This is a genomic window from Streptomyces sp. NPDC058052 (assembly GCF_042885515.1).
Classification (GTDB): domain Bacteria; phylum Actinomycetota; class Actinomycetes; order Streptomycetales; family Streptomycetaceae; genus Streptomyces.
In genome coordinates this window covers 492,789-506,630 of the sequence record NZ_JBHVRX010000001.1, presented here as the reverse complement: position 1 = coordinate 506,630, position 13,842 = coordinate 492,789, and the positions used below count along the sequence as shown (strand labels likewise).

Sequence of the window (13,842 nt, the reverse complement as noted above, 5' to 3'; positions counted from 1 at the left end):
CGCCCATTACGCAGGTCTAAGACTGCCATGCCCGGGCCCGTCGGTTCGCATCGGCATGGACAGTGCCGGGTGCGCGCGGCGCGGGCACGGTCTCCGCGAGCAGCGCGGCGAAGGCCGGGTGGTCGGCGGCGAGCACGGCGAGCAGCCGGTCGCGGTGGGCCGCGCCGCCCGGGTCGCGGGCGTAGAGGGCGGTGGTACGGGCCAGCAGCGCGCGGTTGCGCGGTGGCGTACGGCGGGCGGCGCCCTCGGCGGCGGCGGTCAGCAGGGCGTCCGGCACGGTCCGTTCGCCCGGCTCGGCCGCGTAGGTCTCGTGGTCGAGGAGGACGTCGAGGAGCTCGGCCCGCAGATGGCGGGAGGCGCCGGTGCCGGGGGCGGCGAGGACGGGCGCGAGGGCGCGGCGGACGGCGGGGGGCCGTCCGTGGATCAGACCGACGACCAGCGGGAAGAGCACGGCCCGCGCGGTCGGCCCCTCCTCGAACCGCAGGTCCACGTAGCCGGCGGCGTGCCCGGCGCCGTCGGGGTGCCGGGTGACGTGCTCCCGGACGAGGACGGAGATCCGGCGGGTGAGGGCGGGGGCGTCGACGGCGGCGAGGGCCCGCAGCACGGCGCCCGCGTCCCGGCCCTCGTCCAGCCGCGCGCGGAGGGCGTCGAGGACGGGTCCGGAGTGGTCGGTCACCGCCTCGACCAGCGCGTCGGGCGGGACCCGGGGGTCGGCCAGGGCGCGCGCCAGATACGGGCCCCGGGCGTGCGGATCGCGGACGAGGATGCCGAGCGCCGCCGCGTGCAGCGGCCGGTCGCCGGGCCGGGCGAGCAGCGCGCCGGCCGCGTACCGCAGCAGTTCGCGGTCCTGGCCCCGCGGGCCGCGCGCGGCGAGGAGGCTGCCGTACGCGGCGGCGGCCAGCCGTCGTTCCGGCCGGAGGTCGTCGTGCGCCCACCGGTCGACGGCCCGGCACAGCGCGGCCGGCTCGTCGTCGACGAGCGCGCCGAGCAGCCCTTCGGCGAGCGGGTGCGCGGCGCCGGCCAGGGCCTCGCACAGGTCGTCCACGGCGAGGCCCCGGTGGGTGTGGAGCAGTTCCTGGGCGGCCGCGGCGACGGTGGTGTACGGCCGGCTGGACAGGGTGCGCCCGTCGGTGAACCACCGGCAGAGCAGCGGCTGGGCCGTCCGGGGTTCGGCGGCGAGCAGCCCCTCGACGGCGGCGAGGTGTCCGGCGTCGCCGGTGACCAGCCGGCGGAACAGGTCGAGCCGCTCGTCCTCCCCGACGGCCGTCTCGCGCCACCACCCGGGCCCGAAGCCGGCGAGTCCGCCGGCCGGCTCGGCCGCTTCGCCGATCCGGTCGGCGAGCCGCCGCAGCACGGGCAGGTACGGGCGGGGGTCGCCGACCCCCGCCAGGGCGCGGGTGAGCAGGGCGCTCCCCCACCAGACGGCCTCGCCGGGCGTGTCCGGCCCGGCGTCGGCCAGGAAGTCGACGAGCCCGGTCAGGCGGGGGGCGAGGGCGGCGGGCCCGCCCTCGCGGTGGGCGAGCAGCAGCGCGTGGACCACCGTGCCGACGCGGTGGCGGGGCACGGACGGGTGCGGGGTCCCGGGGGCCGGGCCGGCGGTCCCGTCGCCGGAGGCCGTCCGCCGGCGCCGCCCGCGCGGCCGGACCGGCTCCGGCCGCTCCTGCTCCCGCTCCCGCTCTTGTTCCCGCGCCTGCTGCTCCCCCTCCCGCTCCGTCTCCCGCTCCGGGGTTTCGTCGGCGGGCCGGGCCGGTGCGGCGGGCGGGTGGTCGTGGACGAGGCTCCGGAGGGCGGTGTCGAGATCGAGGTGGGCGGCCTGGAGCCAGTCGGCGAGCTCCTCGTGGGCGAAGCGGTAGCCGGAGCCGGCCGGGACGAGGAGGCCCTCGGTGAGGACGGCGGAGGCCCAGCCGTCGCGCCACGGGAAGAGGTCCTCGAAGGAGGCCCGGTCGAGGAGCCCGTGGCCGGGGCCGAGGCAGCGCCGGGCGGCCTCGTGGACCTGGCCGGTGACACGGGCGGCGAGCCGGCGGACGGCGGACCCGGTGGGCAGCGGGCGGCTGCCGGCCGCGATCCGGACCGCGATCCGCAGGCACATCAGGTCCAGGTGGGCGGTGAAGATCTCGGCCCTGCCGGGGCGGCCCGGCACCTCGCCGGGGAGCGCGGCCCGCACCTCGGCGAGCAGCCGCAGGGCGAGCGGATGCCGGGCGTCGGCCTCGGCGAGGTCCTCGTCGCCGAGCCCGTACCCCCGGCGTGCGGCCCGCGCCTCGGAGGCGGTGAGGTCGCCCAGCGGCAGGACGGCGGGGGCGGCGCTCCACAGGGCGGCGGCCTGCTCGGCGTACTCGGGTCGGCAGGCAAGGACGAGGCGGGCGCCGTGGGCGCGCAGCCAGCGCTCGGTGGCGCCGGTCCAGCCGGAGAGCCGGTGGCCGAGGGGCGGGGGCATCTCCTCGGGTCCGTCGAGGACGACGAGGAGCGGCCGCCCGGCGTCCCCGGCGAGCCGGGCGACCCGCTCGGCGGTGACGGCGTCGCCGGTGGCCCCGGAGGCGGCGGCGATCCGGGCGGCCTGGTGCAGGACCCGGCCGACGGCGTCGGCCACCGAGCCGTCCGCCTCCTGGAGGTCGGCGCCGCGCAGCCGTACCGTCGGCGCGGCCCCGCGCGCCCGCTCCTCGCAGACCGCGCCGAGCAGGGTGGTGCGCCCGCTCCCGGGCTCGCCGACGACGGCCAGGACGGGGAGGACCGGGGCGGCCTCCGGGCCGGGGGCGTCCTCCCCGGGCGCGCCCGGCCCGTCGGCCGCGCCGGCGAAGCGGGTGAGGACATCGAGGGCGTCCGGGCGGGCGACCGGGGCGGGCCAGGGGGACGGGTCGGGGGGCGGGAGCGCGGTGGCCGCGGTCAGCTCCAGGACGGCGGCGAGGTTCAGGTCGGGGCCGTACGCGGGGACGGTGGCCGCGTTGCGGCGCAGCAGGTCCCGGAGCGGGCCGTCCGGGCGGAGGGCGACCGCGTGTCCGGCGGCGCGCGGGTCGCCCTGGAGGGCGGTGCCGACGACGCCGAGGACGGTGCCGGTGGCGCTGTCGAGGACGGGACCGCCCGCGGCCGGCCCGCCGAGCCGCAGCGCCTCCGCGCCCTCGGTGCCGATGGCGAGTTCGAGGGCGTCGGCGAGGACGTGGAAGCGGTCGGTGGCGGTGTACGTGACGGCGGCGGGGCCGAGGACGCGGGCCTCGCGCCAGCCGTGGGCGGCGATCCTGACGTACGTGCCGGGCTCGACGGCCGCGCGGGTGGCGAGCGGCAGCGGGCGCACGCCGAGGCCGTCGCTGCGGATGAGGGCGAGTCCGTGCTCGGGGAAGGAGGTGACGGCGTCGGCCTCCGCGAGCCAGGTCCGCTCGCCGGGGGCGTGCAGCACGACACGCGTCAGCCCGTCGACGGCCTCGTGGCTGGTGACGAGGGTGCCCTCGTGGTCGGCGAGGAATCCGGTGCCGCGCGGCCGGCCCGCCAGATCGCAGATCCGTACCAGCCCCACCGGCTCCGCCAGGTCCCCGCGTCCCATGGTGTGGAGGGTAGGTCGAGGTGATCGCCGCCCGGCGCGGAGGGCCTACCGCCCCCCCCCCCGCCCCCCCGGTCCCCCCCGCGCGCTCCCCCTTGGGGTTTAACAACCGCGGAGGGGGGGGGGCCCCCCCCCCCCCCGCCCTTCCGGTTCGGCCGGTCAGCCGGTCGGCCGGAGACGTCCCGGTCGAGGGACGGCCGCCCTCTAGCCGAAGACGGCCAGGCTCTTCGCCTTGCCCCGCTGGTCCTCGACCAGGGCGAGCAGCTTCCCGCCGGGACCGAACACCGCGACCGCGCCCTTGGGGTACTCCGGCATCTCCAGCCGGACCCCGTTGAGCAGCAGCCGGGCCCGCTTCTCGTCGACGTCCCAGCGCGGGAACGCCGCCTCCGCGGCCTCGGCGACCGGCATCACGGTCAGCTCCTCCTGGAGCTGGTCGAGCGTGCGGGCGCTGTCCAGCTTGTACGGGCCCACCCGGGTGCGCCGCAGCGCGGTGAGGTGCCCGCCGACGCCGAGTCCGGCGCCGAGGTCCCGGGCCAGCGCCCGGATGTACGTACCGGAGGAGCAGACCACCGAGACGACCAGGTCGACGACGGGCGTGCCGTCCTCGGCGGTCGCCTCGCGCACGTCGTACACCCGGAAGGAGGAGACGGTCACCGGCCGGGCCGGGATCTCGAACTCCTCGCCGCCGCGCACGCGCGCGTAGGACCGCTTGCCGTCGATCTTGATCGCGGAGACCTTCGACGGGACCTGCATGATCGCGCCGGTCAGTTCCGCGACCCCGGCGTCGATCTGCTCGCGGGTGACCTTCGACGCGTCGACCGACGCCGTGATCTCGCCCTCGGCGTCGTCCGTGATCGTGGTCTGGCCCAGGCGGATGGTGCCCAGGTACTCCTTCTCGGTCAGCGCGAGGTGACCGAGGAGCTTCGTGGCCCGCTCCACGCCGAGGACGAGAACGCCCGTGGCCATGGGGTCGAGCGTGCCGGCGTGGCCGACGCGACGGGTCCTGGCGATCCCGCGCATCTTGGCCACGACGTCGTGCGAGGTGAAGCCCGACGGCTTGTCCACGATGACAAGGCCGTCGGGCGTCGGGGCTGCGTTGCTCATTCGGCGGCTTCGTCCTCGCCCGGCTTCTTGTACGGGTCGGCTTCGCCCGCGAAGGCGGCGCCCGAGGACGCCTCCCGCACCTGGGCGTCCGAGGCCCGCGCCTTGTCGAGGAGGTCCTCGATGGTCCGCGCGTTCTCCGGCAGGGCGTCGGCCACGAAGGCCAGGGTGGGGGTGAACTTGGTCCCCGCCGCCCGGCCGACGGCCGAACGGAGGATGCCCTTGGCGCTCTCCAGGCCGGCCGCGGCGCTCGCCCGGTCCTCGTCGTCGCCGTAGACCGTGTAGAAGACCGTGGCCTCCCGCAGGTCACCGGTGACGCGGGTGTCCGTGATGGTCACGTGCGTACCCAGGCGCGGGTCCTTGATGCCGCGCTGCAGCTTCTCGGCGACCACCTCCCGGATGAGGTCCGCCAGCTTCTTCGCCCGCGCGTTGTCGGCCACTGGTCCGTCTCCTTCTTTGCCTTGCTCATTCAGTCTTCATCAGTGTGGAGCCTTCGGCGCACCGAGAGCAGCTCCACCTCCGGCCGCGCGGCGACCAGCCGCTCGCAGCGGTCGAGGACGCCGTTCAGGTGCCCCAGGTCCCCCGACACCATGGCGACGCCGATCTCGGCGCGCCGGTGGAGGTTCTGGCCGCTCACCTCCGCCACGCTCACCGAGAACTTCCGCTGGAGCTCGGCGATGATCGGCTTCACGAGGGAGCGTTTCTCCTTGAGCGAATGGACGTCGCCGAGGAGCAGGTCGAAGGACAGAGTCCCCACATACATGGATGCCCGGATGTCCCGCCGGTTCGGGGTCAGTGGCCCCGCCCACCACTGGACGGGGACACCGAAACCGTACACGGAACGGCCGGGGCCGATCGACGGAATAACCTCCGCCGACCGGCCCCGGCACTTCACCGCGTGTTACGCGCGCGGCTTCTCGCGCATCTCGTACGTCGCGATGACGTCGTCGATCTTGATGTCGTTGAAGTTTCCGAGGTTGATACCACCCTCGAAGCCCTCGCGGATCTCGGTGACGTCGTCCTTGAAGCGGCGCAGACCCTCGATGTTGAGGTTCTCGGCGATGACCTTGCCGTCGCGGATGAGGCGCGCCTTGGTGTTGCGCTTGACCTCGCCGGAGCGGATGAGGACACCGGCGATGTTGCCGAGCTTGGACGAGCGGAAGACCTCGCGGATCTCCGCGGTGCCGAGCTCGACCTCCTCGTACTCCGGCTTGAGCAGACCCTTGAGGGCCGCCTCGATCTCCTCGATCGCCTGGTAGATGACCGAGTAGTACCGGACGTCCACGCCCTCGCGCTCGGCCATCTGCTGCGCACGCCCGGCGGCGCGCACGTTGAAGCCGATCACGATGGCGTCGGAGCCCATCGCCAGGTCGATGTCCGACTCGGTGACGGCACCCACGCCGCGGTGCAGGACGCGGATGTCGACCTCCTCGCCGACGTCCAGCTGGAGCAGGGAGGACTCGAGGGCCTCGACGGAACCAGAGGCGTCACCCTTGATGATCAGGTTCAGCTGCTGGATCTCGCCGGCCTTGAGCACCTTGTCCAGGTCCTCGAGCGAGACACGGCGGACGCGCTTGGCGAAGGCCGCGTTGCGCTCGCGGGCGGCACGCTTCTCGGCGATCTGGCGGGCGGTGCGGTCCTCGTCGACGACGAGGAAGTTGTCACCGGCACCCGGGACGTTGGTGAGGCCCAGGACGAGGACGGGGGTCGACGGGGTCGCCTCCTCCACGTTGTTGCCCTTGTCGTCGAGCATGGCCCGGACACGGCCGTACGCGTCGCCGGCGACGATGGTGTCGCCGATGCGCAGCGTTCCTCGCTGGACGAGGACGGTCGAGACGGCACCGCGACCACGGTCGAGGTGGGACTCGATCGCAATACCCTGCGCGTCCTGGTCCGGGTTGGCCCGGAGGTCGAGCGAGGCGTCGGCGGTGAGGACCACGGCCTCCAGCAGGGAGTCGATGTGCAGACCCTGCTTGGCGGAGATGTCGACGAACATCGTGTCGCCGCCGTACTCCTCGGCCACCAGACCGAACTCGGTCAGCTGACCGCGGACCTTGACCGGGTCGGCACCCTCGACGTCGATCTTGTTGACCGCGACGACGATCGGGACGCCGGCGGCCTTGGCGTGGTTGAGCGCCTCGATCGTCTGCGGCATGACGCCGTCGTTGGCCGCGACCACGAGGATCGCGATGTCGGTCGACTTCGCACCACGGGCACGCATGGCGGTGAACGCCTCGTGACCCGGGGTGTCGATGAAGGTGATGCGACGCTCTTCGCCGTTGACCTCGGTACCGACCTGGTAGGCACCGATGTGCTGGGTGATGCCACCGGCCTCGCCCGCGACCACGTTGGTCTTGCGGATCGCGTCGAGAAGGCGGGTCTTACCGTGGTCGACGTGACCCATGACGGTCACGACCGGCGGACGGGAGACCAGGGCCTCTTCGCCGCCCTCGTCCTCGCCGAACTCGATGTCGAAGGACTCGAGAAGCTCGCGGTCCTCCTCCTCCGGGCTGACGACCTGGACGACGTAGTTCATCTCCTCGGCCAGCATGACGAGCGTGTCGTCGGAGACGGACTGCGTGGCCGTGACCATCTCGCCGAGGTTCATCATGACCGCGACGAGCGACGCCGGGTTGGCGCCGATCTTCTCCGCGAAGTCGGTGAGGGACGCACCGCGCGACAGGCGAATGGTCTCGCCGTTGCCGCGAGGCAGCATCACGCCGCCCACGGACGGGGCCTGCATGGCCTCGTACTCCTGGCGCCTCTGACGCTTCGACTTGCGACCACGACGCGCGGGACCGCCGGGACGACCGAAGGCGCCCTGCGTGCCACCACGGCCACCCGGACCGCCGGGACGGCCACCGAAGCCGCCGGGACGACCGCCGAAGCCGCCGCCACCGCCGCCGGGACCACCCGGACGACCGCCGCCGCCACCACCGGGACCACCGGGACGGCCGGCGAAGCCGCCGCCACCGCCGCCGGGACCGGCCGGACGACCGGCGAAGCCGGGACGACCGCCACCGCCGCCGCCGGGACCGCCCGGACGACCGCCGGGGCCACCGGGGCCACGGCCGCCGGGGCCGGGACGCGGGCCGGCAGCGGGACGCTGCGGCATCATGCCCGGGTTCGGACGGTTACCGCCGGGCGCGCCGCCCGGACGGGGAGCCTGCGGACGAGGCATGCCACCGGGGGTCGGACGGGCGCCGCCCTGACCCTGCGGACGCGGGGCGCCACCGGGGCCACCCTGCGGACGCGGGGCGCCCGGAACGGCACCGGGGCCGCCGGGACGCGGGGCACCGCCACCCGGACGGGGCGCCTGCGGGCGCGCCATGCCGGTGGAGCCGCCGGAGGTGAAGGGGTTGTTGCCCGGACGCGGGCCGGCCGGACGGGCACCGCCCGGACGGGGGGCCTGCTGGCCGGGGCGCGGGGCCTGCTGGCCCGGACGCGGCGCGCCCTGGCCCGGACGGGCACCGGTCGGACGCGGGGCGCCGGGGGCGGCACCACCGGGGCGCTGGGCGGCCGGGGCCGCCGGAGGCGCGGTGAACTCCGGGTTGGTCGGAGCCGGGGCGGCGGGGGCCGGCTTGGGAGCCGGGGCCGCGGGCTTCGGACCCGGGGTCGGACGCGGGCCGGGGGCCGGCGTCGAGGGCTTCTCGGCCGCCGCGGGCTTGGGCGCCGGGGTGGGCGCTCCAGGCTTCGGGGCGGCGGGACGGGCGGCCTGCGCCGGGGACGGCGCCGGGGCACCCGGCTTGGGGGCGGGCGCCGCCTTGCGGGGCGCGCCGGGCTTGGCAGCGGTCTTGCCGGCGGAACCGCCGGGACCCTGCAAAGCATCAGTCAACTTGCGCACGACCGGCGCCTCGATCGTCGAGGACGCCGAACGGACGAATTCACCGAGTTCCTGGAGCTTGGCCATGACGACCTTGCTCTCCACACCGAACTCCTTGGCGAGTTCGTATACCCGGACCTTAGCCACTTCGCTCCTTTATAGGTCCGGTTACCGCCGGACCGTCGCTACTTCATGGGCGTACTCATCGCGTACTCATCGAGTGCTCATCGCAATCTCGACCTACTTCCGACTCGCGAGGTACCTGACCGCACGGTGTTCCGTGCCGTACTTCTTGTTCACTGCGGTGCCGCCTGCGCGGCCTGCTCGACGCGATTCCGCAGAACCGCCGTGTCGAGCGGCCCGGGGGTCTTGAAGGCCCTCGGGAACGCCCTGCGGCGGACCGCCAGGTCGAGACAGTGCAAGGCGGGGTGCACGTACGCACCCCGGCCGGGCAGCGTACCGCGATCATCGGGGACACACTCGTCCTTGATCATCACGATCCGCAGCAGATCGCTCTTGGCCGCTCGCTCCCGGCATCCCACACAGGTTCGCTCAGGGCACGCGCGGGCATGCGTCCGGCCAGACACGATTAAGTCTACCTCCCCGTACCGACCTCACCCGTTTGGGGCAAAAATCGAACAGCTGTTGGCCAAAAACGATCTCCGGCTTGCGGCCGGGCCGCTCAGCCCTCCTCGGCCACGACCTCGGTGTCCGGACGGATGTCGATCCGCCAGCCGGTGAGGCGCGCGGCCAGACGGGCGTTCTGCCCCTCCTTGCCGATGGCCAGGGAGAGCTGGTAGTCGGGGACCGTCACCCGGGCGGACCGGGCGGCGGCGTCGACGACCTCGACCTTGGAGACGCGGGCCGGCGAGAGCGCGTTCGCCACCATCTCGGCCGGGTCGTCCGACCAGTCGACGATGTCGATCTTCTCGCCGAGCAGCTCCGCCATCACGTTACGGACCCGGCTGCCCATGGGGCCGATGCAGGCGCCCTTGGCGTTCAGGCCCGAACGGGTGGAACGGACCGCGATCTTGGTGCGGTGACCGGCCTCACGGGCGATCGCCGAGATCTCGACCGAACCGTCGGCGATCTCCGGCACCTCCAGGGCGAAGAGCTTCTTCACCAGATTGGGGTGGGTGCGCGAAAGGGTGACGGACGGGCCGCGGACACCCTTGGCCACGCGGACGACGTACGTGCGCAGCCGCAGGCCGTGCGTGTAGTCCTCGCCCGGCACCTGCTCCTGCACCGGAAGAATGGCCTCCAGCTTGTCGTCCAGCTTGACGAGGACGTTCTTCGGGTCCTTGCCCTGCTGCACCACACCGGCGACGACATCGCCCTCGCGGCGGGCGTACTCGCCGAAGGTCACGTCGTTCTCGGCGTCGCGCAGCCGCTGCTGGATGACCTGGCGGGCGGTGCTCGCCGCGATGCGGCCGAAGTCCGACGGGGTGTCGTCGAACTCCTTGGGCTCCTGCCCCTCCTCCAGGTCGGCCGGGTCCTCCTCGGCCCACACCGTCACGTGCCCGGTGTGCCGGTCCAGCTCCACGCGCGCGTGACGGCGGGCGGACGGAGTGCGGTGGTAGGCGATGAGGAGGGCCGACTCGATCGCCTCGACCAGCATCTCGAAGGAGATTTCCTTCTCCTGTGCCAAGCCCTTCAGGAGCTTCACGTCGATGTCCACGGCTACGCCTCCTCTTCCTTCTTGTCCTTGCGGTTGAACTCGATCTCGACACGCGCCTTGGCGATCTCGGCGAACTCCACGCGGCGGGCGGTGGCCTTGCGGCCCTTCACGCCCGGGACCTCGGTGTCGAGCCCGTCCTCGTCCACGGCCAGGATGCGGGTGACCAGGTCCCCGCCCTCGGCGAGCTGGAGCTTGACCAGCCGGCCGGTGGCCCGTACGTAGTGGCGGTGCTCGGAGAGCGGACGGTCGGCACCCGGGGAGCTGACCTCCAGGACGTACTCGCCGTCGCCCATGGCGTCGGTCTCGTCCAGCTTCGCGGAGATCGCGCGGCTCAGCTCGGCACAGGCGTCCAGCTCGACGCCCTCGTCCGAGTCGACGACGATCCTCAGCAGTCCGCGGCGGCCGGCCCGGGACACCTCGATCTCCTCCAGATCCAGGTCCTCCGCGCGGACGAGCGGCTCAATGAGTCCGCGCAGCCTGTCGCTCTGGGTGGTGCTCATCCGGGTGACTCCTCGGCCGCGTGTGCTGTTGTGGGTACGTCGCTCGTCGCTGCTTGTCGCTGCGTGTCGGATCAAGGGTATCCGGTCCCGGAGGGTGTTGCCGTCCACGGCGGAGGCCCCCGCGGGTACGCTCGCCTGCGGTGATCTTCGACGGGCGGCCGGGAGGGGTCCGGAATGCTGAGGGAGAGAACGTGACGACGACGGGCAGACGCGCCGTGCTCGTGGCGGGGGCCTCGGCCGCCGCCGCGGCGGCCCTGACGGGCTGCACCTCCGACGACGGGGGCCCGCGCCGCCCGAGCGCCGCGGAAGAGGCCGCCGCCCGCGAGGCCGAACGGGTGGCCCGCGCCGAGGCGGCCCGCAGGCGCCGCGCGGTGACCGCCTCACGGACCCTGCTGGAACGTTACGACGCCACCCTCGCCGCCCATCCCGCGCTCCACGCGCGCGTGGCGCCCCTCCGCACGTCGGTCGCGGCCCACGCCGAGGCCCTCGGCGAGGGCGACTCCGCCGCCTCGGCCACCCCGGCCCCGCACGCCACCGCCACCGGCGCGGCCCGCCCGGCGGCCGACGCCACGGCCTCCGGCACCCCTGCCCCCGGCACGGCCGGCGGCGCGACGCCCACCGCCGGCCCCGGCACCGCCGCCCGACCGGTCCCGGCCGACCCGGAGGCCGCCCTGCGGGAACTGGCCGCCGCCGCGCGGACCGCGTCCGACGCGCACACCGCCGAGCTGCTCGCCGCCCCGCCCGAGTACGCCCGGCTGCTCGCCTCCGTGGCCGCCGCCGGCGCCGCCCACGCCTACCTCCTCACCCAAGGAGCCCGCGCATGAGCGCCCTCCAGGCCGCCCAGGCCGCCCTCGCCGCCGAACACGCGGCGGTGTACGGCTACGGGGTCGTCGGCGGCCGGGTCGCCGACGACCGCCGGGCCGAGGCGACCGCCGCCTACGAGGCGCACCGGGCCCGCCGGGACGCGCTGCGCCGCACCGTCCGCGACCTCGGGGGTGCGCCGGCCGCGGCGGCCGCCGCGTACGAGCTGCCCTTCCGGGTCGCAGACCCGGCCGGCGCGGTCCGGCTCGCGGCCGTCCTGGAGGACCGGGTGGCCGGGGTCTACTCCGACCTGGTGCGGGCCGCCGACGGCGCCCTGCGCCGGGAGGCGGCGGCCGCGCTCCGGGAGGCGGCGGTCCGCGCGGTGCGGTGGCGCGGCAGCGACGTAACCTTTCCTGGGCTCGCCGAGCGGGTGTGAGTCCGGCCCCCACCAGCCCTGATCCTCCCGCCCCAGCAGAAGGAACAACGCACGCATGGGTTTCGAAGCGCCCCGGCGACTGGTGACGGCGCTCCACGAGAGGTACGGCGAGGCCGCCGCGGCCGACTGGCTCGGGCGGCTCCCCGGCCTCGCCGAGCGGGTGCCCGAGGCGGCCGGCCTGACCGTCGAACGGGTGGTGGCCCCCGGCGGGCGCGACAGCCTGGTCCTGCTCGTCCGCGACGCCGGCGGCGAGCCCGCCGCGCTGAAGATCGCACCGCCGTACACCCGGCCGGACCGGGAGCGGGACGCGCTCGCGCACTGGAACGGCTGGGGCGCCGTCCAGCTCCTCGGCGAGGCCCCGGAGGGCTCCCTCGTCCTCGAACGGCTGCACCCGGAGGTGTCGCTCCGCTCACTGCCGGAGGCGAAGGCGCTCCTGGAGGCCGCCGGGACCGTACGGAAGCTCTGGGTGGACCCGCCGGCCGGGCACGGCTTCGACACCGTGGCCGGCCGCACCTCGCGCCAGGCGGAGGCGATGGAGCGCCACCGCGCCGACTCCGACGCCGGGGAGCTGACCGCCGCCGCGCTCGCCGTCCGCGAGGAGCTGCTCGCGGGCCCCGCGGAGGAGCTGCTGCTGCACGGCGACTTCCGGCAGGGCAAGGTCCTCGGCGGCGACCGCGCGCCCTGGCTCGCCGTCGGGCCCGACCCGGTCGTCGGCGAGCGCGCCTACGACCTCGCGCGGCTGGTCAGGGAGCGGGTCGAGGACCTGGTCGCCTCGTCCGCCGGGGCCCCGGCGGCCCGGCGGCGGGTCAACAAGCTGGCCGACTCGCTCGACGTCGACCGGGAGCGGCTGCGCGGCTGGACGCTCTTCCGGACCGTGGAGTCCGGCACCCGGGCGCTGGCCGGCGGGCGGCGGCAGGAGGCCGAGTGGCTGCTGGAGTTCGCCGGCTGGCTGTGAGCCGGCCGGCCGTGAGCCGGCCGGCCGTGAGCCGGCTGGCTGCGAGTCGGCCGGCTGCGAGTTCGCGCCCCCGCCGAGAGGGAATACCCTTTTTGTAACCCTTTCTCAGGGGGCCGTGATGATCGAAGACATCCTCTTGGCGGTCGCGGCGGCGGGTGTGGCCGCCGTGGCGTACGTCGGCGCGGCGGCGCGCGTGGTCAAGCAGTACGAGCGGGGCGTCGTCTTCCGCTTCGGCCGGCTGCGGGGCGCCGTGCGCCAGCCCGGCTTCACCATGATCCTTCCGGCCGTCGACCGGCTCCACAAGGTGAACATGCAGATCGTCACGATGCCGGTGCCCGCCCAGGAGGGCATCACCCGGGACAACGTGACGGTACGGGTCGACGCCGTCGTCTACTTCCGGGTGGTGGACGCGGCGGAGGCGCTGGTGCGGGTCGAGGACTACAAGTTCGCGGTCTCGCAGATGGCGCAGACCTCGCTGCGGTCGATCATCGGCAAGAGCGACCTCGACGATCTGCTGTCCAACCGGGAGAAGCTCAACCAGGGCCTGGAGCTGATGCTCGACTCCCCCGCGATCGGGTGGGGCGTGCAGATCGACCGGGTCGAGATCAAGGACGTGTCCCTGCCGGAGACGATGAAGCGGTCCATGGCCCGGCAGGCGGAGGCGGACCGGGAGCGGCGGGCGCGGCTCATCAACGCGGACGCGGAGCTCCAGGCGTCGAAGAAGCTGACGGAGGCGGCGCACCAGATGGCGGACGCGCCGGCGGCCCTCCAGCTCCGGCTCCTCCAGACGGTGATGGCCGTCGCGGCCGAGAAGAACTCGACCCTGGTCCTGCCGATCCCGGTCGAGCTGCTGCGCTTCCTGGAACGGGCCACGCCGGACGCCGGACACGCACCCGCGCCGGACGCCTCCCGCGCGGCGCCTCCGCCGGCCCCGCTGCCTCCCGTCGAGGACCTCACCGGCCCCTCCGTGGACCCGTCCCCCGGCCCCCGCGGCGACACCCGCTAGGCCCGGCCGGGCC

At 74.9% G+C, this 13,842-nt stretch carries 12 protein-coding genes; 4 read left to right on the top strand and 8 right to left on the bottom strand.

The genetic code is table 11. The annotated features are described in order from the left end of the window. Nucleotides 1–16: 16 nt before the first annotated feature. From ACFVU3_RS02455 to rimP, 8 genes are all read right to left on the bottom strand, one after another. Complete coding sequence (locus tag ACFVU3_RS02455) at nt 17–3,532, bottom strand: trypsin-like peptidase domain-containing protein (protein ID WP_390062944.1); 3,516 nt, start codon at nt 3,530–3,532, stop codon at nt 17–19. Nucleotides 3,533–3,733: 201 nt separating this feature from the next. After that, the gene (truB, locus tag ACFVU3_RS02450; protein WP_390062943.1) at nt 3,734–4,633 is read right to left on the bottom strand and encodes a tRNA pseudouridine(55) synthase TruB; all 900 of its coding nucleotides are present in this window, start codon (nt 4,631–4,633) and stop codon (nt 3,734–3,736) included. Beyond that, nucleotides 4,630–5,070, bottom strand: a complete 441-nt coding sequence (gene rbfA / locus ACFVU3_RS02445) for a 30S ribosome-binding factor RbfA (protein WP_360312255.1) — start codon at nt 5,068–5,070, stop codon at nt 4,630–4,632. The genes truB and rbfA overlap by 4 nt, the downstream gene beginning before the upstream one ends. A 29-nt stretch (nt 5,071–5,099) precedes the next feature. Further along, entirely contained in the window at nt 5,100–5,393 is a 294-nt protein-coding gene (locus tag ACFVU3_RS02440; RefSeq protein ID WP_030496575.1) for a DUF503 domain-containing protein, read from the bottom strand. Nucleotides 5,394–5,531: 138 nt separating this feature from the next. Then, nucleotides 5,532–8,600 carry a translation initiation factor IF-2 gene (gene infB / locus ACFVU3_RS02435; RefSeq protein WP_390062941.1) on the bottom strand — a complete coding sequence of 1,023 codons (3,069 nt, stop codon included), beginning with the start codon at nt 8,598–8,600 and terminating at the stop codon, nt 5,532–5,534. A gap of 149 nt (nt 8,601–8,749) precedes the next feature. Next, the gene (locus tag ACFVU3_RS02430) at nt 8,750–9,040 is read right to left on the bottom strand and encodes a YlxR family protein (protein ID WP_390062940.1); all 291 of its coding nucleotides are present in this window, start codon (nt 9,038–9,040) and stop codon (nt 8,750–8,752) included. A 95-nt stretch (nt 9,041–9,135) separates the two neighbouring features. Beyond that, nucleotides 9,136–10,131: a transcription termination factor NusA gene (gene nusA, locus ACFVU3_RS02425; protein ID WP_390062939.1), complete on the bottom strand. Its 996-nt coding sequence runs from the start codon at nt 10,129–10,131 to the stop codon at nt 9,136–9,138. 2 nt (nt 10,132–10,133) lie between these two features. Then, a complete protein-coding gene (rimP, locus tag ACFVU3_RS02420) occupies nt 10,134–10,631 on the bottom strand; it encodes a ribosome maturation factor RimP (RefSeq protein WP_390062937.1) in 498 nt (165 codons plus the stop codon). A gap of 191 nt (nt 10,632–10,822) precedes the next feature. Between rimP and ACFVU3_RS02415 the strand changes: the two genes are divergently transcribed. From ACFVU3_RS02415 to ACFVU3_RS02400, 4 genes are all read left to right on the top strand, one after another. Beyond that, nucleotides 10,823–11,455 carry a hypothetical protein gene (locus tag ACFVU3_RS02415; protein WP_390062936.1) on the top strand — a complete coding sequence of 211 codons (633 nt, stop codon included), beginning with the start codon at nt 10,823–10,825 and terminating at the stop codon, nt 11,453–11,455. After that, nucleotides 11,452–11,868, top strand: a complete 417-nt coding sequence (locus tag ACFVU3_RS02410; RefSeq protein WP_390062935.1) for a ferritin-like domain-containing protein — start codon at nt 11,452–11,454, stop codon at nt 11,866–11,868. The genes ACFVU3_RS02415 and ACFVU3_RS02410 overlap by 4 nt, the downstream gene beginning before the upstream one ends. Before the next feature lie 55 nt (nt 11,869–11,923). Beyond that, nucleotides 11,924–12,823: an aminoglycoside phosphotransferase family protein gene (locus ACFVU3_RS02405; protein WP_390062933.1), complete on the top strand. Its 900-nt coding sequence runs from the start codon at nt 11,924–11,926 to the stop codon at nt 12,821–12,823. Nucleotides 12,824–12,941: 118 nt separating this feature from the next. Continuing rightward, nucleotides 12,942–13,829, top strand: coding sequence for a slipin family protein (locus ACFVU3_RS02400; RefSeq protein WP_390062931.1), 888 nt, complete (start codon nt 12,942–12,944; stop codon nt 13,827–13,829). Nucleotides 13,830–13,842: the final 13 nt, after the last annotated feature.

Coding starts and splice junctions, on each gene's coding strand:
- ACFVU3_RS02455 (WP_390062944.1), bottom strand. CDS start 3,532: ATGGGACGCGGGGACCTGGCGGAGCCGGTGGGGCTGGTACGGATCTGC.
- truB (WP_390062943.1), bottom strand. CDS start 4,633: ATGAGCAACGCAGCCCCGACGCCCGACGGCCTTGTCATCGTGGACAAG.
- ACFVU3_RS02440 (WP_030496575.1), bottom strand. CDS start 5,393: ATGTATGTGGGGACTCTGTCCTTCGACCTGCTCCTCGGCGACGTCCAT.
- rimP (WP_390062937.1), bottom strand. CDS start 10,631: ATGAGCACCACCCAGAGCGACAGGCTGCGCGGACTCATTGAGCCGCTC.
- ACFVU3_RS02410 (WP_390062935.1), top strand. CDS start 11,452: ATGAGCGCCCTCCAGGCCGCCCAGGCCGCCCTCGCCGCCGAACACGCG.
- ACFVU3_RS02405 (WP_390062933.1), top strand. CDS start 11,924: ATGGGTTTCGAAGCGCCCCGGCGACTGGTGACGGCGCTCCACGAGAGG.
- ACFVU3_RS02400 (WP_390062931.1), top strand. CDS start 12,942: ATGATCGAAGACATCCTCTTGGCGGTCGCGGCGGCGGGTGTGGCCGCC.